The organism is Serratia sp. CY52157 (assembly GCF_052168495.1).
Lineage (GTDB): Bacteria > Pseudomonadota > Gammaproteobacteria > Enterobacterales > Enterobacteriaceae > Serratia > Serratia ureilytica.
On record NZ_JBJNMO010000002.1, the window covers coordinates 430,004 to 456,118 of the forward strand.

Below are 26,115 nucleotides of genomic sequence, written 5' to 3' on the forward strand. Positions count from 1 at the left end.
GGCTAGATTGTTGGGATCTACACCGTTACGCACTGCGAAATACCCCACGATACCGAATGGAAAAGCTATGAATTACCAAAACGACGATTTACGCATTAATGATATTAAGGAACTCCTGCCGCCGGTGGCTTTGCTGGAGAAATTCCCGGCCACTGAACGCGCGGCAAAGACGGTGTCCCAGGCCCGCAGCGCAATTCACAATATCCTCCGCGGCAGCGACGATCGCCTGCTGGTGGTAATTGGCCCTTGCTCCATCCATGATACCCAAGCCGCCAAAGAGTACGCGGGGCGCCTGCTGGCGCTGCGTGAAGAACTGAGCGGCGAGCTGGAAGTGGTGATGCGCGTGTACTTCGAAAAACCGCGCACCACCGTGGGCTGGAAAGGCCTGATCAACGATCCGCAAATGGACAACAGCTTCAACATCAACGACGGCCTGCGCCTGGCGCGCAAGCTGCTGGTGGAGATCAACGACAGCGGGTTGCCGGCCGCCGGCGAATTCCTCGACATGATCACGCCGCAGTACCTGGCGGATTTGATGAGCTGGGGCGCCATCGGCGCGCGCACCACGGAATCGCAGGTGCACCGTGAACTGGCCTCCGGTCTCTCTTGCCCGGTCGGCTTCAAGAACGGCACTGACGGCACCATCAAGGTGGCGATCGACGCCATCAACGCCGCCGGCGCGCCGCACTGCTTCCTGTCGGTGACCAAATGGGGCCACTCGGCGATCGTTAACACCAGCGGCAACGGTGACTGCCACATTATCCTGCGCGGCGGCAAAGAGCCAAACTACAGCGCGGCGCATGTGAAGGACGTCAAAGCCGGTCTGAGCAAAGCGGGGCTGCCGGCGCAGGTGATGATCGACTTCAGCCATGCCAACAGCAGCAAACAGTTCAAAAAACAGATGGACGTGAGCGCCGATGTTTGCGGGCAAATTGGCGGCGGTGAAAAAGCGATTATCGGTGTAATGATCGAAAGCCACCTGGTGGAAGGCAACCAGAGCCTCGAAAGCGGCGAGCCGCTGGTTTACGGCAAGAGCGTCACCGACGGCTGCATCGGCTGGCAGGATACCGAAACCGTGCTGCGCGATCTGGCGGCGGCGGTGAAAGCGCGCCGCGGTTAATCGCGTAAAGAGGGGCTCGCCAGCGGGCCCTTTTTCTATTTACCTTAAAATTTTATATCTCCTGTCAATTTAAGGCCTACAGTCAATGGGCTTATTAAATCTTTAAGCGGCCGTATTCGCATTATTCCTATTTAATAAAAGAATAATTGTCACCGCTCTCGGCATTGTGCTTATATAAGACGCTTTTTTTATTCCATAAACCCCGCAGGCCTAATAAGTGGGGAGTGGTATGACCTTATTCCTTTCAGGACGAAAGAATTATGACAAACAATACCTCGCAGCCGCTGGGGCTGCACCGGATTAAATTCCATGGGAAAGGTGGTGAGTACTTCGCTATTTGGTTAGTCAACGCGTTATTGACCGCTCTGACCCTGGGCATCTATTCCGCCTGGGCGACGGTGCGTCGTCGTCGCTATTTTTACGGCAACACGGAATTGGACGGCGATCGTTTCGATTATCATGCGCAGCCGCTGCAAATTCTGAAAGGACGGCTGTTGGTGATCGGCGGCATCATCGTATTTTATTTCCTGCTGGCGGTGACGCCATTGCTGGGGCTGTTGGCGCTGCTGGTATTGCTTGCCCTGTTGCCGTGGATTGTTATCCGCAGCTGGCGCTACAATGCGATTATGTCGAGCTATCGCGGCGTGCGCTTTAATTATGTCTGCCGCACCGGGCGCGCCTATTGGGCTTTGCTGTTCTGCCCATTATTGCTGATTATCGGACTGTATGTCGGTCTGATCGTCTTGCTCGGCATTGGCAGCGGTCTTGGCAGCGTCAACGCCATCGCATTTATGCTGGTGCTGACGCTGATTTTGGCCGTACCGGCATTTGCGGCGGTAAACGGCATTATTAGCGCACTGCAGCATGATTTGTACGTTAATAACCTGTTTTTCGGGAACACGCCGTTTATTGCCGAACTGAAGAAATCGGCCTTTATCAAATTTGCCTTGATCGGCCTGCTCATATTCCTGCCGTTCATGTTGGTCGCGCTGGTGTGCATCGGTTCGTTCTTCTTTACCCTCTATCAGATGGTGTTGATGGGCCTGTTGACCAACGAAGCCATCGATGTGCTGGTGCTGGACAATATCAGCAGCCTTCTGCTGATGATGGTGGTGCTGCTGATCGGCGCCCTGGTGGCCAGCAGCTACCAGGTTGTCGCCCAACGCAACTATCTGTTTAATCAGGCAAGGCTGAACGGCGACATCAAGCTGCATTCCTCAATGAAAACGCTGCCGTACATGGGATTGTTGATCACCAATACCCTGATTACCCTGTTCTCGCTCGGTTTGGCGGCGCCGGTGGCGGAAGTGCGTCATGCCCGTTATCTGGCGGCGTGCACGGCGGTTGAAGGCGATCTGGCGCTGCTGGATATTACGGCGCATCAGGAAACCGCCAACAGCGCGGTGGCCGAAGAAGCGGTGCAGGCGCTGGATCTGGGCGGCAGCTTCTGAGGCGCCGATGATCCTTGAAGGCGCTTATCAGTTGCCGGGGCGGGCCGCACGTGAGGCGGCTCGTCTGCTGGTGAACGAAAGCGGCGAAGGCGTGACGTTGCAGCGGCAGGATGAACAGCGTTACATCCCGCTGACGGACATCACCGTTTCTGCCGCGCTGGGCAATATTCCGCTGACGCTCACCTTCAAGGGGGGCGGGCGCTTTGTGCCCGACGACGACGCGGCCTTTCGCCGCTGGTTCTATCAGCGCCGTTCGCCGGGGTGGGTGCATCGCCTGGAACGCCATAAACGCGGCGTCGCCCTGGCGCTGCTGATGACGCTGTTGGCGGTAGTGGCTTACGTTTACGTGGTGCTGCCGTGGGCGAGCAGCGAGATCGCCATGCGCATCCCCACCTCGGTGGAACAGAAGCTGGGCGAACATACGCAGACGTTCTTGGAGCAGAGCGGCTTCGCGCCCTCGGCACTGCCGGCCGAGCGGCAACGGGCGCTGCAGCAGCTGTTCCGGCAGGTGATGCCGGCCGACATGCGCCAAGAGCGCACGCCGCTCTCGCTGAAGTTGATGGCGGCGCCCGGCGCGCCGAACGCCTTTATGTTGCCGGACGGCACGCTGGTGCTCAGCGATAGCCTGGTCACCTTGTCGAAAAACGACGATGGCTTGGCGGCGGTGATGCTGCACGAAATGGGGCATCACGCTTATCGCCATCCGATGCGCATGTTGGTGCGCTCGTCACTGGTGGCATTGACGCTGATGTGGATGACGGGTGACGTCAGCGGCATCGGCGACACGTTGCTGCAGTCCGCATCCTTCGTAAATGAGATGCAGTTTTCTCGCGGGATGGAGCGTGAGGCGGATGCGTTTGCGATAGCGGAAATGCAGCGCCAGGGGCGTTCGCTGGCGGAAATGGCGGCGATCTACCGCGCGTTGGCACAGGCGCCTGAACGAGAAAAGACCGATGACTGGGCGCTGCCTGCCTGGCTCAGCACTCATCCGGCGATGCAGGAACGGCTGGATGCGGTAAATGAGGCGATGGCGCAGCAGAAATAAAAAAGCCCCCGGTTTTCACCGGGGGCTTTTTCGTGAACGGGCGAAATTACTTCGCTTTACCCTGGTTCGCCACGGCCGCCGCTTTTGCAGCGATCTCATCGGCGTTACCCAGGTAGTAACGTTTGGTTGGTTTGAAGTTCTCGTCGAACTCATACACCAACGGCACGCCGGTTGGGATGTTCAGCTCGAGAATTTCGTCTTCGCTCAGGTTATCCAGGTATTTCACCAGCGCGCGCAGCGAGTTGCCGTGCGCCGCAACGATCACGCGTTCGCCGCTCTTGATGCGTGGCAGGATCTCTTCGTCCCAGTAAGGGATAACGCGATCGATGGTCAGCGCCAGGCTTTCGGTCAGCGGCAGCTCTTGCTCGCTCAGTGAAGCGTAGCGCGGATCGTGGCCAGGGTAACGTTCGTCTTCTTTGGTCAGCTCCGGCGGGGTCACCGCGAAGCCGCGACGCCATTGTTTTACCTGCTCGTCGCCGTATTTTTCAGCGGTTTCGGCTTTGTTCAGACCCTGCAGCGCGCCGTAGTGACGTTCGTTCAGCTTCCAGGATTTTTCGGTTGGCAACCAGGCCTGATCCAGCTCGTCGAGGATGTTCCACAGGGTGTGGATCGCGCGCTTCAGTACGGAGGTGTAAGCGAAGTCGAAAGTGAAACCTTCCTCTTTCAACAGCTTGCCTGCTGCTTTCGCTTCGGTGCGGCCCTTGTCGGACAGATCAACATCATACCAACCGGTGAAGCGGTTTTCTTGGTTCCACTGGCTTTCGCCGTGACGCACCAGAACCAGCTTAGTTACAGCCATAGCTTAACTCCTTAATAATCTGACATTTCAATGATAACGAAAATCATTATATTGCCGCGGGCCGGGGCTCGGCAATCGATAGTGTCTAACCATAGCCAATTTCTTGCCGCAAAGTAAGGGCTGGAGAAAGGAAAAAGCTGAATCGTTCAGCCTGAGGCGGAAGGGGGAGAAACGGCGCGTCGGAATCGCTTCGGACGCGCCGTGGCAGAGGGAGAATCAGGCCGATTTTTTCAGGCAGTTGCTCATGAAGGTTTTACGCGCGTCGCCCTTCAGATCCTTGGTCTTGGCGTCGGCGTTGCAGGTTTTCATCTTCTGCTGCTGCGGCGTCAGGGTTTTGCCCGTCGCAGCGGCGCCTTCGGATTTCAGACAGGTGCTCATAAAGGTGGAGCGATCCGCGCCTTTCAGCGACTTGGTGGATGCCTGCTGGTTGCAATCGGTCATGCGTTTCTGTTGGGCCGCCTGCGCCGGCGAAGGCGTTTTCGTCGCCGTCGTCGCGTCGGCCGCCATCAGATTGGTGCTCAGCATTAAGCCCGCCAGCAATGGAAGTGCAGTAATCAGACGCATAGGTGTTCCTTCAGCTATTGATTGGCCGCCATCGGCCGAAAATTGTGACGTTGCACAAGGCGTTGTGCTTATCACGGTAGCCTGAGTGTAGTGCGCGCTTTGGAATAAGGGAAGGTGGGCGCCGGCGGGGGGATAGGGCTAAAAGGTAAGCATTTATAACAAATCGCCCCCGGCCGCACGGCGAGGGGCATGGCGGGTTAGATAGGATAAAACTGATAATGCGTGGCGCTGCGGTAGCGGCTCCCCGGCTGCAGCCAGCAATCCGGCTGCGGCCACTCGGGATGGTGCGGGCTGTCCGGCAAAAACTCGCTTTCCAGCGCCACGCCGGCATGGTTGGCATAGCTGCCGCCGTCGCGCGCCGGCGTGCCGGCCAGAAAATTGCCGCTGTAGAGTTGCAGCGCAGGTGCGTCGGTGAACACGCTCATTTGCACCTGGCCGTCGGCGGACCATAAATGGGCCGCCGGGCTTTCCAGCGCGCCGCAGATGCGGTGCAACAGAAAGGCGTGATCGTAGCCGTTGACCCGCTGTTGGTCGCGATCGCGCAGGAAATCCTGCAGCAGCGTTTTCGGTTGACGAAAATCCATGCCGCTGCCGTCCACCGGCGTCAGCTCGGCGCAGGGAATGCCCTCGGCGTCGACGGGCAGATAGCGATCGGCGAACAGCTGCAGCCGTTGGGCGCGGGCGTCGGTGCCGGGGCCGTCCAGATTGAAATAGGCGTGGTTGGTCAGGTTGACCGGGCAGGGGCGATCGGCCTGCGCCAGATAGCTGATTTCCAGACGATTATCGGGGGTCAGGCGGTAGCAAACCTGCACGTCGAGATTGCCGGGGAAGCCCTGATCGCCATCCGCTGAATGCAGCGCATAGCAGACCTGGTGCGCATCCTGCTGTACCCGGCGCCAGCGGCGGGCATGAAAACCGTCGGGGCCGCCGTGCAACTGGTGCGCGCCCTGATTGGCGAGCAGCGCATGGGATTTACCGTCGATGGGCAGGCTGGCATTGGCGATGCGGTTGGCGTAACGGCCAACGGTGGCGCCCAGATAGGCGCCCTGACGTTGATAGTCCGCGGCGCTGCGGCAGCCGAGCAGCAGCTCGCGTTTTTCGCCGGATGTGAGCGGTAATACCGCGGACAACCAGGTGGCGCCCCAGTCCATCAGGGTGACGGTCATGCCGCCGGCGTTTTGCAGCCGCGTCAGCTGGTAAGGCTGCCCATCGGGCGCCGCTTCCGTGCTCACCGTCAGCATGTGCCGGCCCCCTGCGAAGCGTGGCAGACGTAAAACGTTTCCCGCAATCCGCCGGTTTGCAGCGGATACTCGTGCGCCACGGCGGCGCGCACCGTTTCCACGAGGTCCTGTGGCATCAGCGCGACGATGCAGCCGCCAAAGCCGCCTCCGGTCATGCGCACGCCGCCGCGCGGGCCGAGGGTCGCTTTGACAATCTCGACCAACCGATCGATTGGCGGCACGGTGATTTCAAAGTCGTCACGCATCGAGGCGTGAGACTCCGCCATCAGCCGGCCCATGCGTTGCAGATCGCCGGCCGCCAGCGCATCGGCCGCCGCCAACGTGCGGGCATTCTCGCTGATGACATGGCGCGCGCGCTTGGCCACCAACGGATCCAACTCATGTTGACGCGCTGCAAACTGTTCGGGGCTGACGTCGCGCAGCGCCTTGACGCCGAAGAAACGCGCCGCTTCTTCGCACTGTTTGCGGCGGGTGTTGTATTCGCTGTCCACCAGCCCGCGTTGCACATTGGAGTTGATGATCACCACCGCCACGCTGTCCGGCATCGGCACCGCGCGGGTCTCCAGCGAGCGGCAGTCGATCAGCAGAGCGCTGTCGCGCCGGCCGAGCGCGGAGATCAGCTGGTCCATGATGCCGCAGTTGCAACCGACGAATTGGTTCTCCGCCTCCTGGCCGTTCAGCGCCAGCGCCACGCCGTCCAGCGGCAGCTGATAGAGCGCCTGCAGCGCCTGGCCCACCGCCACTTCCAGCGCGGCGGAGGAGCTGAGCCCCGCGCCCTGCGGCACATTGCCGGCGATCACCAGATCCGCGCCGCCGAAATCGGCGTTACGGCGCTGAAGGTGCTTCACCACGCCGCGGACATAGTCGGACCAGCGCTGGTCGGGATGGCTGACGATCGGATCGTCGAGCGAGAATTGATCCTGCTGATTCTGATAATCGGCGGCCAGCACGCGGATCTGACGGTCGTCGCGCTTGGCGCAGGCGATAACGGTTTGGTAATCAATGGCGCAGGGCAGCACGAAGCCGTCATTGTAATCGGTATGCTCGCCGATCAGGTTCACCCGCCCCGGCGCCTGGATGGTCAACGCCGGCGCATAGCCGAAGTGTTCGGTAAACAGGGAATGGGTAAGCGGTTTCAGGCTCATGCTTGGGCTCCGGCTTCACGGTAATGAATATCGCTGACGGCGCGCAGACGCTCTGCGGCCTGTTCGGCGGTCAGGTCACGCTGGGTTTCCGCCAGCATCTCGTAACCGACCATAAATTTGCGCACGCTGGCTGAACGCAGCAGCGGCGGATAGAAATGGGCGTGCAGCTGCCAGTGCCGGTTGTCGGCGCCGTTGAACGGCGCGCCGTGCCATCCCATCGAATAGGGGAACGAGCACTGGAACAGGTTGTCGTAGCGGCTGGTCAGCTTCTTCAGCGCCAGCGCCAGATCGCGGCTTTGCGCCGCGCTGAGATCGGTGATGCGCTGCACCGCCGTTTTCGGCAGCAGCAGCGTTTCAAACGGCCAGGCGGCCCAGTAGGGCACCACCGCCAGCCAGTGTTCGGTGTTCACCACGATGCGTTCGCCTGCGGCCAGCTCGCGCTGCGCATAGTCCAGCAGCAGCGGGGAGGCATGTTCCCGGAAATAGTCGTGTTGCAGGCGATCTTCGCGTTCGGCCTCGTTCGGCAGAAAACTGTTGGCCCAGACCTGTCCGTGCGGGTGCGGGTTGGAGCAGCCCATCGCCGCGCCTTTGTTTTCGAACAGTTGCACCCAGGGGTAGTGCTTGCCCAGCTCCTCGGTTTGCGCCTGCCAGGCGGCGATCACCTGCTCCAGCGCCGGCAGCGTCAGTTCGGGCAGGGTTTTGCTGTGATCGGGAGAGAAGCAGATAACCCGGCTGACGCCGCGCGCGCTCTGGCTGCGCATCAACGGATCGTGGCTGTCGGGCGCCGGCGGCGTATCGCTCATCAGCGCGGCGAAATCGTTGGTAAAGACATAGGTGCCGCGATATTCCGGATTGCGATCGCCGGTGACGCGCGCATTGCCCGGGCACAGGAAACAGTCGGGATCGTGCGCCGGCAGCGTTGCCGTGGGGACGCTCTCCTGTTGGCCCTGCCAGGGGCGCTTGGCGCGGTGCGGTGAGACCAGCACCCACTGGCCGCTCAGCGGGTTAAAGCGGCGGTGCGGATGGTCGATAGGGTTAAATTCCGTCATACGGTTCCTTTCTTGGCGTCGACGAGGGTGTAATCGCTTCCAATTACCGTCTTGATACGCCCATTGCTGAACAGGGAGTGGTCAATGCGCAAAAAGATAGCATGGCTACAGCGATAAAAAGGTGATCCAACGCGAAAAATGGAATCGTTTACACTTCAGTGAAAAGCGCCGGACAGGCGGCGTAAAGCAGCATGCAAAGCGGTTGATGGCGGGGCGGTGAGGCGCTTGTGATAGCGTTTTCATCCAGCCACCGGCAGAGAAGCGCTCTCTGCCGGTGTCAGACGTTAGGGATGCTGATACAGCGGGTAGGTGAAGAACAGCAGATGGGTCAGGTTCAGTCCGAAATGGAACAGAATCGGCACCCACAGACGGCCGCTCCACATCCACGCCAGGCCGTAGATCACCCCGGCGAGGGTCGCGAAGATCACCATCAACGTACCGCCCGCCAGATGCGCGGCGCCGAACACCAGGGAGGCGACGATCAGCGCCGGCCAGGCCCCCAGCCACTGGCTGAGGCGCTGCTGCAGGTAGCCGCGAAACAGCGCTTCTTCGGCCATGCAGACGAAGAACAGGTTCGCCATGACGAAGGGCAGGATCCAGGCGGGCGCATGCAGCTCGATTTTTAAGCCGCCCAGCGCCACCGCCAGCAGCAACAGCGCCGGGACGGCCAGCAGCAGCGCAATCCAGCCCGCCTTGCCGCCGTTGCCGCCGCGTTCGGCGGAAAACAATGTGGGCAAGCAGGCGAACAGCAGGAACGGTACCATCGCCTTGTCGAAGTTGTAATACATGGTGAACGGTGCGCTGAGCGGGCCGGCCTTTTCGCCGTCGATCATCAGCTGGTTGTGGATGCCCGGCACCAGATGCAAGAACAGCGCCACGCAGCCGGCGATCACCAACCCTTCGAGCGCGATCGCCAGATTACGTTGCGCGCGAAAATAATGACGTAGACCCGCCAGCGCCACGATGGCCAACAGGCAACCCAGGCTGAGTGGCGTCAGCACCCCATGATAAAGCCCCATGCCCGCCGAGGCGGCCAGGATCACCCAGGCTATCAGCCGGTTAAACGGCAAGAAAAATAACGAAGCAGCCAGTACGCCCCACATAATATATCCCTTAAATATGTACACGGCGCTCAGCGCCTTTGCGGCGTGCGATGATGGCGAAATTGAGCGCTAAAGCGGATAGTAGCACACCAGAATGACGCTAAAGGTCGGGGCAGTGATGCATTCGTGCATTATGCCGGCCGACACAACCGGCGGCGATGCAGCTTAGCCTCTCATCCAGGCCTGCGAACGGGTGATTTCGGCCAGATTTTGCAGGGTATCCAGACTCTGCTGGTGGATCTCCTGCGTAGGGGCTGCGCACAGATCGTGCAATACGGTCACCTGAAAGCCGGCGTCGTGCGCCTGACGCGCGGTGCTTTCGATGGCGAGCGGCGTGCTGATGCCCGCCAGCAGCAAATGGTGGCACCGATGTTGCCGCAGCCAGGCTAACAAATTGTTACCGGAGAAGGCGCTAACCGCCGTTTTTTCAAACTGCAGATCGGTCTCTTCCCGGTGCAGTTCGGGCACCCAGCGGCATCCCGGGCCGTTTAGCCGCAGCGCGCCGATCTGCTTGAGATGGTTGAACAGCGGCGAGTGAGGCGGGATGTCATGATAATCGTCGGCGAATCCCACCCGCACCCAAATTACCGGGATTTTTCGCACCCGCGCGTAGGCCGCGGCGGCATTGACGTTGGCGAGCAGGTGGGTCGCCGCCACCTGTTCACGGCAGTGGTTGGCGCGGCCTTTGGGCCCGATAAGATCCTCGATCAGGTCGATGATAATCAACGCAGCGGACATGGCGTCTCCAGAAAATGGCCTTCTTTCTTTCTATGATAAAAGGCCAAATGTGATGTGCTGCGGTGAAGTGTTGCCGGATATGTTTACGCCGCGTTTCAGACGGAGGCTGCCTCCAGCCGCTGGTGTTGATAGCCGTAGCCGCCCTCGCCGTCGGGCACGAAGCTGAGGCGGTGGGTGATACACTGCGGCGCATCTTCGGCATGGTGCGAAACGAACAGCAGCTGCGTGGCGCCCTGACCGATCAGCACGTCGATGAAGCGGCGCACCAGCTGGCGATTGAGCGGATCCAACCCTTGCAGCGGCTCGTCGAGGATCAGCAGCGCCGGGTGCTTCACCAGCGCGCGGGCGATCAGCGCCAACCGCTGTTGGCCCCAGGAAAGGCTGTGGAACGGGGCGTCACCGCGCGCGCCGTCGAGCCCGAGCAGCGCCAGCCATTGCTCGGTCAGCTGCCGCTGGCGATCCGAGACCGCCTGATAAATGCCGATCGAATCGAAGAACCCCGACAGCACCACGTTGCGCACGCTGGTGTTGACGCGATAATCCAGATGCAGGCTGCTGCTGACGTAGCCGATATGGCGTTTGATTTCCCAGATGGTTTCCCCGCTGCCGCGGCGGCGGCCGAACAGCGTCAGATCGTTGCTGTAGCCCTGCGGGTGATCGCCGGTGATCAAACTGAGCAGGGTGGATTTGCCGGCGCCGTTTGGGCCGACGATCTGCCAGTGTTCACCAGGGTTAACCTGCCAGTCGAGATGATTGAGGATCGGCCGATCGTTATAGCTGACCACGCCGTCACGCAGGACGATCAGCGGACGATCCGCCGGCAGGGCCACTTTATGCGCCGGATCCTCCGTTTCCGGCAGCGCCAGCCCGCTGAGGTTTTCGCTGTGCGCCAGCTGCGCCACCAGCGCGTCCGCCATCACCTGGCTGCGCGGCCCGCGGTTGGTCAGGGTGCAGTCCGCCAGCACGCCCACCTGCCGGACAAAATCCGGTATTTCGTCGAAACGGTTGAGCACCAGCACCACGGTTTGCCCCTGGGCGGAAAGCTCGCTCAGCAGTGCGGCGAGCTGCGCGCGCGAGTGCACGTCCAGCCCGTCGAAAGGTTCATCGAGGATCAGCAGGTCGGGCTGCGGCATCAGCGCGCGGCACAGCAGGGTTTTGCGCGTTTCGCCGGTGGAGAGGTATTTGAAGCGGCGCGTCAGCAGGGCGGTAATGCCGAACTGCGCGGCCAGTCGCTCACAGCGCGCGGCGTCTTTCACCTCTTCCTGAATGATCTCCGCCGCGGTACGGCCGGTGTCGTCTTCGTCCGCGCTGAGCAGATCGGTATTGTTGCGTTGCCACTCGTCGCTGACCATCTTTTGCAACTGTTCGAAGGAGATGCGCACCGCATGCTGAAAGTCGCTGCGGCGTTCGCCGCGCAGCAGAACCAGTTCGTCGGCCAGCGCGCGCGCCAGGGCGGATTTGCCGCTGCCGTTGGCGCCGACGAAGGCCCAGCTTTCACCGGCCTGGATCGCCAGCGCTTCCAGCGCCAGGGTGCGGGTATCGCTCAAGCGGAATGAACCTTGCGAAATGTGCAACGACGACATCACCTGTTCCTTTTTTTGCAATTATTTGCCTTAGAAATAGGCGCATTGCCGGGTGATGTCAATCAACAAAAACGCAACATCACGTTGCGCTTAACACAACGTGGCGACAATCACCCGATCGGCGTTGAACAGGGCGTGTACGGCGTCGCCGACGCTCAGCTGCAGGCGCTGCAGCTCCGCCGTCGTCAGGGTGGCGCACAGGGTTTCGCCGCCCGCCAGCGTCACCAGCACCTCGCTGTGTTCGGCGCCCGGCTGAATGCCGGCCACCACGCCCGCCAGCGCATTATCCGCGTCGGCGTTATCGGCCGCATCGACGCTCAGACGCACCCAGGGCGCCTTGATCAGCGCCAGCACCTCTTTGCCGGGCGTCAGCTGCAGCCGATCGGCGCTTTGCTGGGTAATGGCCGCCGTCAGGCGAGTGCTGCCGTCGTTCAGCAGGATCGCCAGATGCTGCTGTACCTGCTGGTGGTCGCGTTCGATCACGGTGCCGAAAAACTGATTGCGCGCGCTGGTTTGCAGCGAGAAGCGCGAGATGGCCGCCAGCAGGCTGTCGAGCGGCAGATCGTCCTGCTGCAGCACGTCGAAGGCTTTTTGCTGCACCTGGCCCAGCAGATCGTACAGCTGGATCAGCCGTTGGCCGTAGTGCGTCAAATGCGCGCCCCCGCCGCCTTTGCCGCCGGTGGCGCGTTCCACCACCGTTTGTTCCGCCAGTTGGTTCATCTCATTGATGGCGTCCCAGGCGCTTTTGTAGCTGATGCCCGCCAGTTTGGCGCCCTGGCTGATGGAGCCGGTGTGCTGCACCTGTTTCAGCAGCGCGATGCGGCGCGGATCGGCGAACAGCTTTTGCTGGAGTTTGAGAGTCAGAAGAATTTCGGCCTGCATAGCGCATCCTGTCGGCGGCAAAAATCGTATTGTCGCCGATTTGGCGGCAAAGCGCCAAAGGGCACGTTTGGCCGATCACAATTTCGCCTCGCTGGCTAAAATAACTCCGGTTTTAGCGATTTTTTGGGTTAGAATAACCTGATATGCGGTGAAAGGCATTTGCCGCTCAATGGGCAGTTAAGCGAGGCTATCATGTTGGAATTATTGAAAAGTCTGTTATTCGCCGTGGTGATGGTGCCGGTGGTCATGGCGCTCATTCTCGGCTTGATCTACGGTTTTGGCGAAGTGTTCAACGTCTTCTCCAAAGTGGGCCGTTCGAAAGAAAACCGCACCCAGCACTGACCGTTCCCCATCCCGATACCCGTCGGCATCGCCCGGCGGGCATTCCTCAAGTTATCTCACGCTTTGCCGATAAACCGCATGACAAGCTTTCGCGCAACGTTATATTATTTTTTATATAACGAAGAGTGATAATGCACGTTAACTTGCGGAGAAAAACAATGAAACAGCAATGGACCCAATGGGTTGGCGGGATCGTGTTGGCATCGGGCCTGGTGGCTCAGGCCTCGGCGGCGGAAAAGATCACCGTGTTCGCCGCCGCGTCGCTGACCAACGCGCTGCAGGACATCGCCACCCAGTATCAAAAAGGCAAGGACGTGCAGGTGGTTTCCTCCTTCGCGTCGTCCTCGACGCTGGCGCGCCAAATTGAGCAGGGCGCGCCGGCCGATCTGTTTATCTCCGCCGATCAACAGTGGATGGATTACGCCATCGACAAGCAGCAGATGGTGAAAGACACCCGCTATACGCTGCTGGGCAACGAACTGGTGCTGATCGCCGCCAAGAACGATAAACAAGACAAGATCGCCATCGACAAGCAGACTGATTGGGCCAAACTGCTGAACGGCGGTCGTCTGGCGGTGGGCGATCCGGATCACGTGCCGGCCGGCATCTACGCCAAAGAGGCGCTGGAGCATCTGGGCGCCTGGCGCGCGCTGGAGCCTAAACTGGCGCGCGCCAACAATGTGCGCAGCGCGATGGCGTTGGTGGAGCGCGGTGAAGCGCCGCTCGGCATCGTCTACGGTTCCGACGCGGTCGCCAGCGACAAGGTGAAAGTGGTGGGCGTGTTCCCGGAAGACAGCCACAAACCGGTTGAATATCCGATGGCGATTGTGAAAGATCGTCAAAATCCGACGGTCAGCGCTTTCTATACCTATTTGAAGAGCCCGGAAGCGGCCGCTATTTTCGAACATTATGGATTCACCCCGCGTAAATGATTCTGAGCGAGTACGAGTGGCAGGCGGTTGAGCTGAGCCTGAAAGTTTCCGGTTTGGCGGTAGTCTGCAGCCTGCCGTTCGGCATTCTGATGGCCTGGGTGCTGGTGCGCTGCCGTTTTCCCGGCAAGGCGCTGCTCGATGGCGTCATTCACCTGCCGCTGGTGCTCCCGCCGGTGGTGGTCGGTTATTTGCTGCTGATCGCCATGGGGCGGCGCGGCGTCATCGGCGAGCGGCTGTACGATTGGTTCGGCTTCAGCTTCAGCTTTAGCTGGCGCGGCGCCGCGCTGGCGTCGGCGGTGGTGGCGTTTCCGCTGATGGTGCGCGCCATTCGGCTGGCGCTGGAGGCGGTGGATACCCGGCTGGAACAGGCAGCGCGCACGCTGGGCGCCAATCCGTGGCGGGTATTTTTCACCATCACGCTGCCGCTGTCGCTGCCCGGCGTCATTGTCGGCGTGGTGCTGGCCTTCGCCCGCTCGCTGGGGGAGTTTGGCGCCACCATCACCTTCGTCTCCAACATTCCCGGGGAAACCCGCACCATTCCGCTGGCGATGTATACGCTGATTGAAACGCCGGGGGCGGAGGCCGCCGCCGCGCGTCTGTGCGTGATCGCCATCGTGCTGTCGCTGGCTTCGCTGATGGTGTCCGAATGGCTGGCCCGCTGGGGCCGCAAACGGATGGGGGTGTAAATGCTGGAGCTGGATTTCTCGCAGCAGCTGGGCGACCTCAATCTCAACGTCCGCGCCGATTTGCCGGCGCAGGGCATCACCGCGATTTTCGGCCTGTCTGGCGCAGGCAAAACTTCCTTGATCAACGCCATCGGCGGCCTGACCCACCTGCAGCAGGGGCGTATCGCGCTCAATGGCCGCACGCTGGTGGATACCGCCGCGGGCCTCTGCCTGCCGCCGGAAAAGCGCCGTATCGGCTATGTGTTTCAGGATGCGCGCCTGTTCCCGCACTATCGGGTGCGCGGCAACCTGCAGTACGGCATGGCGGCCGGCATGCGTACGCAGTTCAACACCATCGTCGAGCTGCTGGGCATCGGGCCGCTGCTTAATCGGCTGCCCCTGACGCTCTCCGGCGGTGAAAAACAGCGGGTGGCGATCGGCCGCGCGCTGCTGACGGCGCCGGAACTGCTGCTGATGGACGAACCGCTGGCCTCGCTCGATCTGCCGCGCAAACGCGAGCTGCTGCCGTATCTGGAGCGGTTGGCGCAGGACGTGAACATCCCCATCCTCTATGTCAGCCACAGTCTGGACGAGATCCTGCGCCTGGCCGAGCAGGTGTTGGTGCTGGATCGCGGCGAGGTGCGCGCGTTCGGCGGGCTGGAAGCCGTCTGGGCCAGCAGCGCGCTGCGGCCGTGGCTGCAACGTGAAGATCAGAGCAGCGTGCTGCGCGTCAGCGTGATTGAGCATCATCAACGTTATGCCATGACCGCGCTGGCGCTCGGCGATCAGCGGCTGTGGGTCAGCGGCATCGACGCCGAGTTGGGCACTCAGCTGCGCATTCGCATCAATGCCGCCGACGTCTCGCTGGTGCTGCAGCCGCCGGTCAACAGCAGCATTCGCAACGTCTTGCCGGCCAAGGTCAGCGAGTGTCTGGACGTGGACGGGCAGGTGGAAGTGAAGCTGGCGGTCGGGGAACACGTGCTGTGGGCGCGCATCACGCCCTGGGCGCGAGACGAACTGGCGATCCGCCCCGGGCAGTGGCTGTACGCGCAGGTGAAAAGCGTGTCGATCAGCCGCGAGAGCCGTTAAGGCGGGCCCTCCCGGCGGGAGGGCGAAAAGACTACAGCACGCGGGTGCGGATCACCTCGGCGATGCCCGGCTGCAGGTTATCGGCGATCACCAGATCGGCGCGTTCCTTGATCGCGTCATCGGCGTTGCCCATCGCCACGCCCAAACCGACCGCTTCCAGCATGCTGATGTCGTTGTAGTTGTCGCCGAACGCCACCACCTGATCCATGCTCAGCCCCTGCGACTCCACCCATTGGCGCAGGCGTTTGCCTTTGCTGTTGCCGCCTTTGGCGATATCCACCTGATCGTGCCAGGACCATTCGCACGCCAACCCCAGCTCTTTTTCCACCGTGTCGGCAAACTCGCGCAGCGCCGGAATATCGGCGTGCGAGGTGGCGAATTTCCAGATCGCCTGTGCGTCGTCGGCCGCCTGCGCCAGGCTGCCGACCTGCAGCAGCGTCGGGCGCTGCGCCGCAGGCAGGGTTTCGGCCCAGGCCAGCGAGCGAGTCACGTGGCCGCTCGGTTCCTGATACAGCATGGCGTCGTCAACGTACATCAGCCCGTGAATGTCGGTCTGTTTGAGCATCTGCAGCACCTGTTTGGCCTGCTCCTTCGCCAAGGGATCGGCGGCCAGCACCTTTTTTTGCTGAAAATCATACAGGTAAGTGCCGTTGCAGCAGATGGCCGGCGTGTCAATCTGCAGCGCCTGGTAGAACGGATGGATGGCGACGTGATGGCGGCCGGTGACCACCACCACCTGGACGCCGGCGGCGCGCGCCTGCGCCAGCGCTTCCAGCGACTGCGGTAAGATGCGTTTTTGATTGTCCAGCAGGGTGCCGTCAAGATCGAGGGCGATGACGCGGTAGCTCATAGGGTTCTCGTTATCGTTAGCCATAAAATTAATCCGATGGTACACCGGATAGCCAATGGAGAAAACCGCGTGAGCTTCCGGTGCTAAGCAGGGTTGCCATGCGACGGATGTGCGGTAAGCTAGGGACAATCGAACGGCCTGAAACCGGTTCCTCTTTTACCCTTTGCAAGGAGAACACATGAAGCAAATCGTTTATGTCGCCAGCCCGGAGAGCCAGCAGATCCACGTCTGGCAGTTGGACGACGCCGGCGCGCTGACGCTGCTGCAAACCGTTGACGTGCCGGGCCAGGTGCAGCCGATGACCCTTCATCCGGACAAGACTCACCTGTACGTCGGCGTGCGTCCGGCGTTCGGCATCGTCAGTTACCGCATCGAGGCGGACGGCACGCTGCAGCAGGCCGGCATGGCGCCGCTGCCGGGCAGCCCGACCCATATCTCCACCGATTTGCAGGGGCGTTACCTGTTCTCCGCTTCCTACAGCGGCAACTGCGCCAGCATCAGCCCGATCGGCCACGACGGCGTGGTCACGGCGCCGATCCAACAGATCGACGGCCTGAGCGCGCCGCACTCCGCCAACATCGATCCGACCAACCAGCTGGTGCTGGTGCCGTGTCTGAAAGAAGACCGCATCCGTCTGTTCAACCTGAGCCTGGCGGGCCAGCTGACGCCGCACGCGCAGGACGCGGTGGATATCGCCGCCGGCGCCGGTCCGCGCCATATGGCGTTCCACCACAACGACAAGTTCGCTTACTGCGTCAACGAGCTGAACGGCACGGTGGACGTGCTGGCCATTTCGGAAAACGGCGGCAAATACACCGTGACGCAAACGCTGGATATCATGCCGGACGATTTCGACGGCACCCGCTGGGCGGCGGACATTCATATCACGCCGAACGGCCGCTTCCTGTACACCAGCGATCGCACCGCCAGCATTCTGACCCTCTTCAGCGTCTCCGAAGACGGCGGCACGTTGAGCGTGGTCGGCTATTATCCGACCGAAGCGCAACCGCGCGGTTTCAATATCGATCACAGCGGCCGCTTCGTGATTTCGTCCGGCCAGAAGTCCGATCACATCGCGGTGCATGAAATTGATCAGGCCAGCGGTCAGCTGACTATGTTGGCGCGTTATCCGGTGGGCAAAGGCCCGATGTGGGTAAGCGTGCTGGCGAAGTAATTCGGCGGGCAGAGCAGAAAAGCGCGGTTCGGTTGAGCCGCGCTTTTTTATGGGCGGAGATCAATCAGTTGAACATCACCGTCAGCGTGGCGCTGCCGAGGCTGTGGAAATGCACGTTAAAGCCCACCAACGCGCCGCTGGAGCCTTCATCCACCTCAATGCTTTCCACGTCCAGCGCATGCACGGTGAACTGATAGCGGTGGCGTTCGCCATTCGGCGGCGCGGCGCCGCCGTAACCGGCCGAGCCGAAGTCGGTACGGGTTTGCAGCGCGGCGCTCGGCAACGGCGCTTTGCCGGAGCCTGCGCCCTGCGGCAGCTCGCGCACGTCGGCCGGAATATTGGCCACCACCCAGTGCCACCAGCCGGAGCCGGTCGGGGCATCGGGATCGTACAGGGTGACGACGAAGCTTTTGGTGCCGGCGGGCACGCCGTCCCAGGCCAGGTGCGGCGACAGGTTATCGCCGCGGTAGCCCATGCCGTTGAAGACCTGAGTCTGCGGCATTGTGCCGCCGTCCTGCAGATCGTTGCTGTACAAACGAAAAGCCATAATGACTCCCAGTTGTCGATAAACGCGGACCCTTAAGCTAGATCTTTTCGGTGGAACAATACAACCCCTTGCGCCAGCGGCGGACGGTTGATCTCGACGGTGACATGCACCAGTTCGGGATGCGCGGCCAACAGTTGGCGCACCCGATCGGCGGTGAGGGCGCGATCGGCGCTGCTCAGGGCGAGGACGCAATGATATTTTCCTTTGCCGATGCGGCCTACATGCAAATCGGTCAGCGTGAGCGCGTGGCCGGAAGCGGCCAGGGCCTGGCGGATCTCTTGCGCCACCGGGGCGTCCATTTCGGCATCCAGCAAAATCTTTCCGCTATCGCGCATCAGGCTATAGGCCCAGGCGGCCACCATCGCCGCGCCGACGATGCCCATCAGCGGATCGAGCCAGGCGGCGCCCCAAAGCTTGCCGCCGAACAGCGCGACGAGCGCCAGCACCGAGGTGGCGGCGTCGGCGAGCACGTGAACATAGGCAGAACGCAGGTTGAGGTCGTGATGAGTGTCGTCGTGGTCATCCCCGTGATGATGATGGTGGCCGCCGCCGCGCAACAGCCAGGCGCAGAGCAGGTTGACGGCCAGCCCGATCGCGCCGATGGCGATGGCTTCGTTGTAATGAATCGGGCTGGGATTCAGCAGCCGCTGCCCAGACTGAAACAGCATCAGCGCCGCCACCAGCACCAACAACACCGCGCTGGTGTAACCGGCCAGCACTTCGATCTTCCAGGTGCCGAGGCTAAAGCGGCGATCCTTGGCCAGCCGGCGTGCGGCGCCGTAAGCCAGTACCGACAGGCCCAGGGCCAGCGCGTGCGAACTCATGTGCCAGCCGTCGGCCAGCAGCGCCATCGAGTTAAACAGCCAGCCGCCGGCGATCTCGATAGCCATCATACTGGCGGTGAGTATCACCGCCCATCTGGTGTTTCTTTCGGCCAATGGGTTACCATCGTCAAAAACGTGGCTGTGCTCGCGGTGCAAAACGGGCGCGTGAGACGTCATGGTGAAGTTCCTCAGCAAAAGATAGTGTGCTGAAATATACTATACCCCAGTATAGTAAATAACAATCAGGCGGAAATGATGAGCCATACCCACAGAGATCAAAAGAAGCTGTTGGCGCGGGTGCGCCGCATTAAAGGGCAGGCCGAAGCGCTGGAGCGCGCGCTGGAGAGCGGCGGCGAATGTTCGGCTGTTCTGCAGCAGATCGCGGCGGTGCGCGGCGCGGTCAACGGCCTGATGGCGCAGGTGCTGGAAGGGCATGTGCGCGAACATCTGGCTGCCGCGGACGCTACGCCGCAGCAGCGCGAGCAGGACATCGAGCAATTGATGACCGTTTTACGTTCTTATATGAAGTAATCATGATTTCACTGAAAAAACGCACGCCGTGGTTCGGCTGGCTGCGCCGTTGGGCCAAAGGCATCAAGCGCGATATCTACGCGCTGTGGCTTGCCGCCCGTGATAAGCGCACCCCGTGGTACGCCAAGCTGATCGCGCTGCTGGTGGCCGGCTATGCGATCTCACCGATCGATCTGATCCCGGATTTTATTCCGGTGCTGGGCTATCTGGACGATGTGATCATCGTGCCGTTGGGCATCATGTTGGCGGTGCGGCTGATCCCCAAACCGCTGATGGCCGAGCTGCGCGAGAAGGCGCAAAAGCGCGTCGATAATCCCACCGGCCGCATGGCGGCGGCGATGATCATTGTACTGTGGCTGCTGTGTTTGGGATTGCTGGCCCGCTATCTGGACCAGCATTGGTAAGGCATTAACGCGCGGCGGCGGCGACGGCGGCGGTCAGGCGGCTGAGCTGGTCCGCTTCGATGATGTAAGGCGGCATCAGGTAAATCAGCTTGCCGAACGGCCGGATCCATACCCCGCGCTCGACGAACCCGCGCTGCAGCTCGGCGACATCCACCGGTTCGCGCATCTCCACCACCCCAATCGCGCCCAGCACCCGCACGTCGGCCACCTTCGGCAGCGCCGCCAACGGCAACAGTTCCCGCTTCAACTGGGTTTCGATGGCGCTCACCTGCGCCTGCCAGCGATTTTCCGCCAGCAGCGCCAGACTGGCGTCCGCCACGGCGCAGGCCAGCGGATTGCCCATAAAGGTCGGCCCGTGCATAAAGCAGCCGGCCGCGCCGTTGCTGATGGTCTCCGCCACATGGCGGGTAGTCAAGGTGGCGGAAAGGGTCATATAGCCACCGGTCAGCGCCTTGCCCAGACAGAGAATGTCCGGCACCACCTGCGCGTGCTCGCAGGCGAACAGCTTGCCGGTGCGGCCGAAGCCGGTGGCGATCTCGTCGGCGATCAGCAGCACCTGATGGCGATCGCACAGCTCGCGCACCCGCTTGAGATAGGTCGGATGATAGATGCGCATGCCGCCGGCGCCTTGCACCACCGGTTCCAGGATCACCGCCGCCACTTCACCGGCGTGCTGTTCCAGCAGCGCGGTGAACGGCGCGATATCCTCTTCACGCCATTCCTCGTCGAAGCGGCACTGCGGCGCGGTGGCGAACAGGTGCGGCGCCAAATACCCCTGATAGAGGCTGTGCATCGAGTTGTCCGGATCGCAGACCGACATCGCGCCGAAGGTATCGCCGTGATAGCCGTGGCGCAGCGTCAGGATGCGCTGCCGGCGCTCGCCGCGCGCCTGCCAGTACTGCAGCGCCATTTTCAGCGACACTTCTACCGCCACCGAACCAGAGTCCGCCAGGAACACGCACTGCAGCGCTTCCGGCGTCATTTCCACCAGCCGACGGCACAACGAGATGGCGGCCGGATGGGTAATGCCGCCGAACATCACGTGCGACATCTTCTCCAACTGCTGGCTGGCGGCCTGATTCAGGCGCGGATGGTTGTAACCGTGGATCGCCGCCCACCAGGAGGACATGCCGTCCACCAGACTCCGGCCGTCCGCCAGCTGCAGTTCGACGCCGTTGGCCGATTCGATCGGGTAACAGGGTAACGGGCGGCTCATGGAGGTGTAGGGGTGCCAGATATGGCGTTGGTCAAACGCCAGGTCGGAAGCGGTGACAGACATTGTTGTAAACCAAATTGGATTAAGATTGGTTGACAGTATATCCACAATATTTAAACTGGCGACACTTTTTCGTTTTGGAGACGCCATGATGGCCGACCGCATTCACTGGACAGTAGGGCAAGCCCAGGCCCTGTTTGATAAACCGCTGCTGGAACTGCTGTTCGAAGCGCAAACCGTACACCGCCAGCACTTCGACCCGCGTCAGGTGCAGGTCAGCACGCTGCTGTCGATCAAGACCGGCGCTTGCCCAGAAGACTGCAAATACTGCCCGCAGAGCTCACGCTACAAGACCGGCCTGGAGTCGGAGCGGCTGATGCAGGTCGAGCAGGTGCTGGAATCGGCGCGCAAGGCCAAGGCGAACGGTTCGACCCGTTTTTGCATGGGCGCGGCGTGGAAGAACCCGCACGAGCGCGATATGCCTTATCTGCAGCAAATGGTGCAGGGCGTGAAAGCGATGGGCATGGAAACCTGCATGACGCTGGGCACGCTGGACGGCACCCAGGCCGAGCGGCTGGCGGAGGCCGGGCTGGATTACTACAACCATAACCTCGACACCTCGCCGGAGTTCTACGGCAACATCATCACCACCCGCAGCTACCAGGAGCGCCTGGATACGCTCGACAAGGTGCGCGACGCCGGCATCAAAGTGTGCTCCGGCGGCATCGTCGGGCTGGGTGAAACGGTGCGCGATCGCGCCGGGTTGCTGGTGCAGCTGGCCAACCTGCCAAAACCACCGGAGAGCGTGCCGATCAACATGTTGGTGAAGGTGAAAGGCACGCCGCTGGCGGATAACGATGACGTCGATCCGTTTGATTTCATCCGCACCATCGCGGTGGCGCGCATCATGATGCCATCTTCTTATGTCCGTCTCTCAGCAGGCCGCGAACAGATGAACGAACAGACGCAGGCGATGTGCTTCATGGCCGGCGCCAACTCGATCTTCTACGGTTGCAAGCTGCTGACCACGCCGAATCCGGAAGAAGACAAAGACCTGCAGCTGTTCCGCAAGCTGGGGCTCAACCCGCAGCAGACCGCAACCGAACACGGCGACAACCAGCAACAGCAGGTGCTGGCCAAGCAACTGCTGAACGCCGATACCGCCGAGTTTTACAACGCGGCGCCGTGATGAGCTGGCAGCAACGCATCGAGCAGGCGCTGGCTGAGCGGCGCCTGAACGCCGCCTACCGCCGGCGACAGACCACCGAGGGCGGCAATGGCCGCCAGATCCGGCTCGGCGATCGTCTCTATCTGAACTTCTCGGGCAACGACTACCTGGGGCTGAGCCAGGATACGCGGGTGATCGCCGCCTGGCAGCAGGGCGCGCAGCGTTACGGCGTCGGCAGCGGCGGTTCGGGCCACGTGACCGGTTTTAGCGCGGCGCATCAGGCGCTGGAAGAGCAACTGGCGGCGTGGCTCGGCTATCCGCGCGCGCTGCTGTTCATCTCCGGCTACGCCGCCAACCAGGCGGTGCTGGCGGCGTTGATGCAAAAGGGCGATCGCATTTTGGCCGATCGTCTCAGCCATGCCTCGCTGCTGGAGGCGGCGGCGCAGTCGCCGGCCGAGCTGCGCCGGTTCCAGCACAATCAACCGCAGGCCTTGGCGGATCTGCTGGCCAAACCCTGCGACGGGCAGCGGCTGGCGGTCACCGAAGGGGTGTTCAGCATGGATGGCGACGGCGCGCCGTTGGCAGAGCTGCATCGCTTAACCCGTGCGGCGGGCGCCTGGCTGATGGTGGACGACGCCCACGGCATCGGCGTGCGCGGCGAACAAGGCCGCGGCAGCTGCTGGCAGCAGGGCGTGCGGCCTGAACTGCTGGTGGCGACCTTCGGCAAGGCGTTCGGCGTCAGCGGCGCGGCGGTGCTGTGCGATGAGGCGACCGCCGAGTATCTGCTGCAGTTCGCCCGCCATCTGATCTACAGCACCGCGATGCCGCCGGCGCAGGCCTGCGCGCTGCAGGCGGCGCTGGTCTGCATTCGCGAGGGGGATGATCTGCGCACCCGGCTGCAGGACAACATTCGGCGTTTCCGTCAGGGCGCGGCGCCGCTGGCGCTGACCCTGACGGATTCCGACACCGCCATCCAGCCGCTGCTGGTGGGGGACAATCAACGCGCGCTCGATCTGGCGACCCGCCTGCGCGAGTGCGGCCTGTGGGTGAGCGCCATCCGTCCGCCGACGGTGCCGCCGGGCGGCGCGCGGCTGCGCATTACCCTGACGGCGGCGCATCAGCCGCAGGATATCGATCGCCTGCTGGAGGTGCTGAATGACGTCAGCCAATGACACAGTGAACAAACAGGCGGTCGCCTCGGCCTTCAGCCGCGCGGCCGGCAGCTACGACGCCGCCGCCGAGCTGCAGCGTGACGTTGGCGAGCGCTTACTGGGGATGGGGAGTTCCCACTCGGGCGAACAGCTGCTGGACGCCGGCTGCGGCACCGGCTATTTCAGCCGTATGTGGCGTGAGCGCGGCAAACGGGTGACCGCGCTCGATTTGGCGCCGGGCATGCTGGACGTCGCCCGCCAACGGCAGGCGGCGCATCATTATCTGCTGGGCGATATCGAACAGGTGCCGCTGCCCGATGCGGCGATGGACATCTGTTTCAGCAGCCTGGTGGTGCAGTGGTGCAGCGATCTGCCTGCCGCGCTGGCAGAGCTGTATCGCGTGACCCGTCCCGGCGGCGTGATCCTGTTTTCCACGCTGGCGGCGGGCTCGCTGCAGGAATTGGGGGACGCCTGGCAACAGGTGGACGGCGAACGTCACGTGAACGCCTTTTTGCCGTTGACGCAGATCCGCACCGCCTGCGCCGCCTATCGACACGAACTGGTGACGGAGTTGCGTATCCTGAACTACCCGGACGTGATGACGCTGATGCGTTCGCTCAAGGGCATCGGGGCGACGCATTTGCATCAGGGGCGCGAGGGCGGCCTGATGTCGCGCGGCCGCCTCGCCGCGCTGCAGGCGGCTTACCCGTGTCGGCAGGGGCAGTTCCCGCTCAGCTATCATCTGGCTTATGGAGTGATTTATCGTGAGTAAACGTTGGTTCGTGACCGGCACCGACACCGAAGTGGGGAAAACCGTCGCCAGCAGCGCCTTGCTGCAGGCCGCCAACCGGGCGGGCTACCGCAGCGCCGGCTATAAGCCGGTGGCCTCCGGCAGCGAGATGACCGCCGAGGGGCTGCGCAACGGCGACGCGCTGGCGCTGCAGGCCAACAGCGGCGTGGCGCTCCGTTACGACGAAGTGAACCCTTACGTATTTGCCGAACCGACCTCGCCGCATATCGTCAGCGCCGATGAAGGCCGGCCGATCGACGCGGCGCGGCTGTCCGATGGCCTGCGCCGGCTGGAGCAGCGCGCCGACTGGGTGCTGGTCGAGGGGGCCGGCGGGTGGTTTACCCCGTTGTCGGCGGAGTACACCTTCGCCGACTGGGTGCGGCAAGAGCAACTGCCGGTGATCCTGGTGGTGGGCATCAAGCTGGGCTGCATCAACCACGCGGTGCTGACGGCCCAGGCGGTGCAACAGGCCGGGCTGACGCTGGCCGGTTGGATCGCCAACGACGTGGCGCCGCCGGGGCGGCGGCATCAGGAATACCTGGCTACGCTGCGTCGTATGCTGCCCGCGCCGCTGCTGGGCGAAATCCCGCACCTGCCGCAGGCCGAACGGGCGCCGCTGGGGCAGTATCTGGATATCAGCCTGCTATAAATTTCCATGAGGGGGGCCTCTCCCTCATTCTCCTTCCGATCCCGCCAGCCCGGCGCCGATCAGCGCCTCATCCAGCTGCGCCAGCGCGCCGTGCGCCACGGTGCGCCCGCTATCGAGCAGACAAAAACGATCCGCCACCCGGCGCACGAACGGCAGCTGATGCTCTACCAGCAAAATGGTCATGCCCAACTCATAGTTGAGCCTGCGGATCACGTTGCCGATGTCGGCGGCGATCGAGGGCGGTACGCCCGTTGTCGGTTCGTCGAGGATCAGCAGCGCCGGCTCCTGCGCCAGCGCACGACCAATCGCCAACTGGCGCTGAGCGCCTTCGCACAGATCGCCGGCGCGGCGGGTGCGCATCTGGCGCAAATTGGGAAACAGGCTGTAGATCAGCGGCGGAATGCGGTAAGGGGCGCCGCGCACGGCCATCTGCGCCACTTGCAGATTCTCTTCCACGCTCAGCTGCGAGAAGAGTTGCCGCCCTTGCGGGACGTGGCTGATGCCGAGTGCGGCGCGGCGCTCCATCGGTTGCAGCAGCAGGTTTTGCGGCGGCTGATCCGCCGGCTGCCAGGTCATGCTGCCGCTCACCACCGGCAAATGCCCCATGATGCAGTTGACCAGCGTGGTCTTGCCCACGCCGTTGCGCCCGAGCAGCACGGTGCACTGGCCGCGCGGCAGCTCCAGGTTGATGTCCCACAGGGTATGATTTTGCCCGTAAAATTGATTGACCGATCTCAGACTCAGCATGTGGCATTCTCCTCATAGACATAGGCGCCCGTTCCACTCGTTGGTGGGGTGCTGCAAAGGCCGCATTGGCGGTTGATTTCCCGAGTGTGGCAATGTCCGGAACAAAATGCCGTCCCTCCGATTCACCTGAGCAATGTCTGCGGTGGACGGAAAGACAGTCAATATGTCGTGAAAAACGACGTTTATGACGACTTGGTGTCGTTCTCGCGCTTTTACGAGGCATAGCCAGGCGGCGGTTGCACGCCGCATTCGGCAGCGCATTATGCTGTCGCGCCTCGTTCGCACGCGGGAAGATAAAGCAACTCCCAGGCCAGTT

The 26,115-nt window shown here is 62.2% G+C and carries 28 protein-coding genes; 14 read left to right on the forward strand and 14 right to left on the reverse strand.

Annotated features, from left to right (window positions below; all coding sequences use genetic code 11):
* The first annotated feature begins 67 nt into the window (after window positions 1-67).
* From aroG to ACJ8IP_RS11780, 3 genes are all read left to right on the forward strand, one after another.
* A complete protein-coding gene (gene aroG, locus ACJ8IP_RS11770) occupies window positions 68-1,120 on the forward strand; it encodes a 3-deoxy-7-phosphoheptulonate synthase AroG (RefSeq protein ID WP_025301893.1) in 1,053 nt (350 codons plus the stop codon).
* A gap of 260 nt (window positions 1,121-1,380) precedes the next feature.
* Window positions 1,381-2,571, forward strand: a complete 1,191-nt coding sequence (locus ACJ8IP_RS11775; RefSeq protein ID WP_108680289.1) for a YjgN family protein — start codon at window positions 1,381-1,383, stop codon at window positions 2,569-2,571.
* A 7-nt stretch (window positions 2,572-2,578) separates the two neighbouring features.
* Complete coding sequence (locus tag ACJ8IP_RS11780) at window positions 2,579-3,616, forward strand: M48 family metallopeptidase (protein WP_033652342.1); 1,038 nt, start codon at window positions 2,579-2,581, stop codon at window positions 3,614-3,616.
* A gap of 46 nt (window positions 3,617-3,662) precedes the next feature.
* Here the strand turns inward: ACJ8IP_RS11780 and gpmA are convergent, their stop codons facing one another.
* From gpmA to modE, 9 genes are all read right to left on the reverse strand, one after another.
* Window positions 3,663-4,415, reverse strand: coding sequence for a 2,3-diphosphoglycerate-dependent phosphoglycerate mutase (gene gpmA / locus ACJ8IP_RS11785; protein WP_016928714.1), 753 nt, complete (start codon window positions 4,413-4,415; stop codon window positions 3,663-3,665).
* 216 nt (window positions 4,416-4,631) lie between these two features.
* Window positions 4,632-4,979, reverse strand: coding sequence for a PsiF family protein (locus ACJ8IP_RS11790; protein WP_033652343.1), 348 nt, complete (start codon window positions 4,977-4,979; stop codon window positions 4,632-4,634).
* A gap of 197 nt (window positions 4,980-5,176) precedes the next feature.
* Window positions 5,177-6,220 (reverse strand): galactose-1-epimerase, encoded by a 1,044-nt coding sequence (gene galM / locus ACJ8IP_RS11795; protein ID WP_042783871.1) that lies wholly within the window; start codon window positions 6,218-6,220, stop codon window positions 5,177-5,179.
* Window positions 6,214-7,365: a galactokinase gene (gene galK / locus ACJ8IP_RS11800; protein ID WP_042783872.1), complete on the reverse strand. Its 1,152-nt coding sequence runs from the start codon at window positions 7,363-7,365 to the stop codon at window positions 6,214-6,216. Before galK ends, galM begins: the two co-directional genes overlap by 7 nt.
* Window positions 7,362-8,414 carry a galactose-1-phosphate uridylyltransferase gene (gene galT / locus ACJ8IP_RS11805; protein ID WP_187048709.1) on the reverse strand — a complete coding sequence of 351 codons (1,053 nt, stop codon included), beginning with the start codon at window positions 8,412-8,414 and terminating at the stop codon, window positions 7,362-7,364. Before galT ends, galK begins: the two co-directional genes overlap by 4 nt.
* Before the next feature lie 284 nt (window positions 8,415-8,698).
* Complete coding sequence (locus ACJ8IP_RS11810; protein WP_033652347.1) at window positions 8,699-9,517, reverse strand: CPBP family intramembrane glutamic endopeptidase; 819 nt, start codon at window positions 9,515-9,517, stop codon at window positions 8,699-8,701.
* A 165-nt stretch (window positions 9,518-9,682) separates the two neighbouring features.
* Window positions 9,683-10,255 (reverse strand): cysteine hydrolase family protein, encoded by a 573-nt coding sequence (locus ACJ8IP_RS11815; RefSeq protein ID WP_033642216.1) that lies wholly within the window; start codon window positions 10,253-10,255, stop codon window positions 9,683-9,685.
* Window positions 10,256-10,350: 95 nt separating this feature from the next.
* On the reverse strand, window positions 10,351-11,838 hold the full coding sequence (gene modF, locus ACJ8IP_RS11820; RefSeq protein ID WP_342204913.1) for a molybdate ABC transporter ATP-binding protein ModF: 1,488 nt from the start codon (window positions 11,836-11,838) through the stop codon (window positions 10,351-10,353).
* Window positions 11,839-11,928: 90 nt separating this feature from the next.
* Window positions 11,929-12,720 carry a molybdenum-dependent transcriptional regulator gene (gene modE / locus ACJ8IP_RS11825; RefSeq protein WP_033652348.1) on the reverse strand — a complete coding sequence of 264 codons (792 nt, stop codon included), beginning with the start codon at window positions 12,718-12,720 and terminating at the stop codon, window positions 11,929-11,931.
* A gap of 192 nt (window positions 12,721-12,912) precedes the next feature.
* Here modE and ACJ8IP_RS11830 point away from each other — a divergent pair, with 192 nt between their 5' ends.
* The 4 genes from ACJ8IP_RS11830 to modC all read left to right on the forward strand — a co-directional run bounded on the left by ACJ8IP_RS11830 (window position 12,913) and on the right by modC (window position 15,748).
* Entirely contained in the window at window positions 12,913-13,062 is a 150-nt protein-coding gene (locus ACJ8IP_RS11830) for an AcrZ family multidrug efflux pump-associated protein (RefSeq protein WP_004939813.1), read from the forward strand.
* A gap of 158 nt (window positions 13,063-13,220) precedes the next feature.
* The gene (modA, locus tag ACJ8IP_RS11835) at window positions 13,221-13,994 is read left to right on the forward strand and encodes a molybdate ABC transporter substrate-binding protein (protein WP_187048711.1); all 774 of its coding nucleotides are present in this window, start codon (window positions 13,221-13,223) and stop codon (window positions 13,992-13,994) included.
* Window positions 13,991-14,680 (forward strand): molybdate ABC transporter permease subunit, encoded by a 690-nt coding sequence (modB, locus tag ACJ8IP_RS11840; protein WP_033642225.1) that lies wholly within the window; start codon window positions 13,991-13,993, stop codon window positions 14,678-14,680. The genes modA and modB overlap by 4 nt, the downstream gene beginning before the upstream one ends.
* Complete coding sequence (modC, locus tag ACJ8IP_RS11845) at window positions 14,681-15,748, forward strand: molybdenum ABC transporter ATP-binding protein ModC (RefSeq protein WP_033652350.1); 1,068 nt, start codon at window positions 14,681-14,683, stop codon at window positions 15,746-15,748.
* A gap of 31 nt (window positions 15,749-15,779) precedes the next feature.
* Here the strand turns inward: modC and ACJ8IP_RS11850 are convergent, their stop codons facing one another.
* A complete protein-coding gene (locus ACJ8IP_RS11850; protein ID WP_033652412.1) occupies window positions 15,780-16,598 on the reverse strand; it encodes a pyridoxal phosphatase in 819 nt (272 codons plus the stop codon).
* Window positions 16,599-16,776: 178 nt separating this feature from the next.
* Here ACJ8IP_RS11850 and pgl point away from each other — a divergent pair, with 178 nt between their 5' ends.
* Window positions 16,777-17,772 carry a 6-phosphogluconolactonase gene (gene pgl, locus ACJ8IP_RS11855; protein ID WP_033652352.1) on the forward strand — a complete coding sequence of 332 codons (996 nt, stop codon included), beginning with the start codon at window positions 16,777-16,779 and terminating at the stop codon, window positions 17,770-17,772.
* A 64-nt stretch (window positions 17,773-17,836) separates the two neighbouring features.
* Here the strand turns inward: pgl and ACJ8IP_RS11860 are convergent, their stop codons facing one another.
* Together ACJ8IP_RS11860 and dmeF are read right to left on the reverse strand one after the other, a co-directional pair.
* Entirely contained in the window at window positions 17,837-18,319 is a 483-nt protein-coding gene (locus tag ACJ8IP_RS11860; protein WP_042783877.1) for a kinase inhibitor, read from the reverse strand.
* Between the two features lie 32 nt (window positions 18,320-18,351).
* Window positions 18,352-19,320, reverse strand: coding sequence for a CDF family Co(II)/Ni(II) efflux transporter DmeF (dmeF, locus tag ACJ8IP_RS11865; protein WP_072628154.1), 969 nt, complete (start codon window positions 19,318-19,320; stop codon window positions 18,352-18,354).
* A 78-nt stretch (window positions 19,321-19,398) separates the two neighbouring features.
* Here dmeF and ACJ8IP_RS11870 point away from each other — a divergent pair, with 78 nt between their 5' ends.
* Together ACJ8IP_RS11870 and ACJ8IP_RS11875 are read left to right on the forward strand one after the other, a co-directional pair.
* On the forward strand, window positions 19,399-19,674 hold the full coding sequence (locus ACJ8IP_RS11870) for a metal/formaldehyde-sensitive transcriptional repressor (RefSeq protein WP_025301915.1): 276 nt from the start codon (window positions 19,399-19,401) through the stop codon (window positions 19,672-19,674).
* Window positions 19,675-19,676: 2 nt separating this feature from the next.
* Complete coding sequence (locus ACJ8IP_RS11875) at window positions 19,677-20,078, forward strand: YkvA family protein (RefSeq protein WP_047025679.1); 402 nt, start codon at window positions 19,677-19,679, stop codon at window positions 20,076-20,078.
* A gap of 4 nt (window positions 20,079-20,082) precedes the next feature.
* Here the strand turns inward: ACJ8IP_RS11875 and bioA are convergent, their stop codons facing one another.
* Window positions 20,083-21,357, reverse strand: a complete 1,275-nt coding sequence (gene bioA, locus ACJ8IP_RS11880; RefSeq protein WP_240290296.1) for an adenosylmethionine--8-amino-7-oxononanoate transaminase — start codon at window positions 21,355-21,357, stop codon at window positions 20,083-20,085.
* Window positions 21,358-21,445: 88 nt separating this feature from the next.
* Here bioA and bioB point away from each other — a divergent pair, with 88 nt between their 5' ends.
* The 4 genes from bioB to bioD are packed head-to-tail and all read left to right on the forward strand — an operon-like array spanning window position 21,446 to window position 25,052.
* Entirely contained in the window at window positions 21,446-22,483 is a 1,038-nt protein-coding gene (bioB, locus tag ACJ8IP_RS11885) for a biotin synthase BioB (RefSeq protein ID WP_033652413.1), read from the forward strand.
* Window positions 22,483-23,634 carry an 8-amino-7-oxononanoate synthase gene (gene bioF, locus ACJ8IP_RS11890; RefSeq protein WP_047025677.1) on the forward strand — a complete coding sequence of 384 codons (1,152 nt, stop codon included), beginning with the start codon at window positions 22,483-22,485 and terminating at the stop codon, window positions 23,632-23,634. Before bioB ends, bioF begins: the two co-directional genes overlap by 1 nt.
* The gene (gene bioC / locus ACJ8IP_RS11895) at window positions 23,618-24,385 is read left to right on the forward strand and encodes a malonyl-ACP O-methyltransferase BioC (protein ID WP_047025676.1); all 768 of its coding nucleotides are present in this window, start codon (window positions 23,618-23,620) and stop codon (window positions 24,383-24,385) included. The genes bioF and bioC overlap by 17 nt, the downstream gene beginning before the upstream one ends.
* The gene (gene bioD, locus ACJ8IP_RS11900) at window positions 24,378-25,052 is read left to right on the forward strand and encodes a dethiobiotin synthase (RefSeq protein ID WP_033652358.1); all 675 of its coding nucleotides are present in this window, start codon (window positions 24,378-24,380) and stop codon (window positions 25,050-25,052) included. The genes bioC and bioD overlap by 8 nt, the downstream gene beginning before the upstream one ends.
* A 24-nt stretch (window positions 25,053-25,076) precedes the next feature.
* Here bioD and ACJ8IP_RS11905 read toward each other — a convergent pair whose 3' ends face one another.
* Window positions 25,077-25,799, reverse strand: a complete 723-nt coding sequence (locus tag ACJ8IP_RS11905) for an ATP-binding cassette domain-containing protein (protein WP_033652359.1) — start codon at window positions 25,797-25,799, stop codon at window positions 25,077-25,079.
* Between the last annotated feature and the right edge of the window lie 316 nt (window positions 25,800-26,115).

Bases quoted from the DNA above. Each gene is read 5' to 3' on its own strand.
- aroG (WP_025301893.1), top strand. From the start codon at position 68: ATGAATTACCAAAACGACGATTTACGCATTAATGATATTAAGGAACTC.
- ACJ8IP_RS11775 (WP_108680289.1), top strand. From the start codon at position 1,381: ATGACAAACAATACCTCGCAGCCGCTGGGGCTGCACCGGATTAAATTC.
- ACJ8IP_RS11780 (WP_033652342.1), top strand. From the start codon at position 2,579: ATGATCCTTGAAGGCGCTTATCAGTTGCCGGGGCGGGCCGCACGTGAG.
- gpmA (WP_016928714.1), bottom strand. From the start codon at position 4,415: ATGGCTGTAACTAAGCTGGTTCTGGTGCGTCACGGCGAAAGCCAGTGG.
- ACJ8IP_RS11790 (WP_033652343.1), bottom strand. From the start codon at position 4,979: ATGCGTCTGATTACTGCACTTCCATTGCTGGCGGGCTTAATGCTGAGC.
- galM (WP_042783871.1), bottom strand. From the start codon at position 6,220: ATGCTGACGGTGAGCACGGAAGCGGCGCCCGATGGGCAGCCTTACCAG.
- galK (WP_042783872.1), bottom strand. From the start codon at position 7,365: ATGAGCCTGAAACCGCTTACCCATTCCCTGTTTACCGAACACTTCGGC.
- galT (WP_187048709.1), bottom strand. From the start codon at position 8,414: ATGACGGAATTTAACCCTATCGACCATCCGCACCGCCGCTTTAACCCG.
- ACJ8IP_RS11810 (WP_033652347.1), bottom strand. From the start codon at position 9,517: ATGTGGGGCGTACTGGCTGCTTCGTTATTTTTCTTGCCGTTTAACCGG.
- ACJ8IP_RS11815 (WP_033642216.1), bottom strand. From the start codon at position 10,255: ATGTCCGCTGCGTTGATTATCATCGACCTGATCGAGGATCTTATCGGG.
- modF (WP_342204913.1), bottom strand. From the start codon at position 11,838: ATGTCGTCGTTGCACATTTCGCAAGGTTCATTCCGCTTGAGCGATACC.
- modE (WP_033652348.1), bottom strand. From the start codon at position 12,720: ATGCAGGCCGAAATTCTTCTGACTCTCAAACTCCAGCAAAAGCTGTTC.
- ACJ8IP_RS11830 (WP_004939813.1), top strand. From the start codon at position 12,913: ATGTTGGAATTATTGAAAAGTCTGTTATTCGCCGTGGTGATGGTGCCG.
- modA (WP_187048711.1), top strand. From the start codon at position 13,221: ATGAAACAGCAATGGACCCAATGGGTTGGCGGGATCGTGTTGGCATCG.
- modB (WP_033642225.1), top strand. From the start codon at position 13,991: ATGATTCTGAGCGAGTACGAGTGGCAGGCGGTTGAGCTGAGCCTGAAA.
- modC (WP_033652350.1), top strand. From the start codon at position 14,681: ATGCTGGAGCTGGATTTCTCGCAGCAGCTGGGCGACCTCAATCTCAAC.
- ACJ8IP_RS11850 (WP_033652412.1), bottom strand. From the start codon at position 16,598: ATGAGCTACCGCGTCATCGCCCTCGATCTTGACGGCACCCTGCTGGAC.
- pgl (WP_033652352.1), top strand. From the start codon at position 16,777: ATGAAGCAAATCGTTTATGTCGCCAGCCCGGAGAGCCAGCAGATCCAC.
- ACJ8IP_RS11860 (WP_042783877.1), bottom strand. From the start codon at position 18,319: ATGGCTTTTCGTTTGTACAGCAACGATCTGCAGGACGGCGGCACAATG.
- dmeF (WP_072628154.1), bottom strand. From the start codon at position 19,320: ATGACGTCTCACGCGCCCGTTTTGCACCGCGAGCACAGCCACGTTTTT.
- ACJ8IP_RS11870 (WP_025301915.1), top strand. From the start codon at position 19,399: ATGAGCCATACCCACAGAGATCAAAAGAAGCTGTTGGCGCGGGTGCGC.
- ACJ8IP_RS11875 (WP_047025679.1), top strand. From the start codon at position 19,677: ATGATTTCACTGAAAAAACGCACGCCGTGGTTCGGCTGGCTGCGCCGT.
- bioA (WP_240290296.1), bottom strand. From the start codon at position 21,357: ATGTCTGTCACCGCTTCCGACCTGGCGTTTGACCAACGCCATATCTGG.
- bioB (WP_033652413.1), top strand. From the start codon at position 21,446: ATGGCCGACCGCATTCACTGGACAGTAGGGCAAGCCCAGGCCCTGTTT.
- bioF (WP_047025677.1), top strand. From the start codon at position 22,483: ATGAGCTGGCAGCAACGCATCGAGCAGGCGCTGGCTGAGCGGCGCCTG.
- bioC (WP_047025676.1), top strand. From the start codon at position 23,618: ATGACGTCAGCCAATGACACAGTGAACAAACAGGCGGTCGCCTCGGCC.
- ACJ8IP_RS11905 (WP_033652359.1), bottom strand. From the start codon at position 25,799: ATGCTGAGTCTGAGATCGGTCAATCAATTTTACGGGCAAAATCATACC.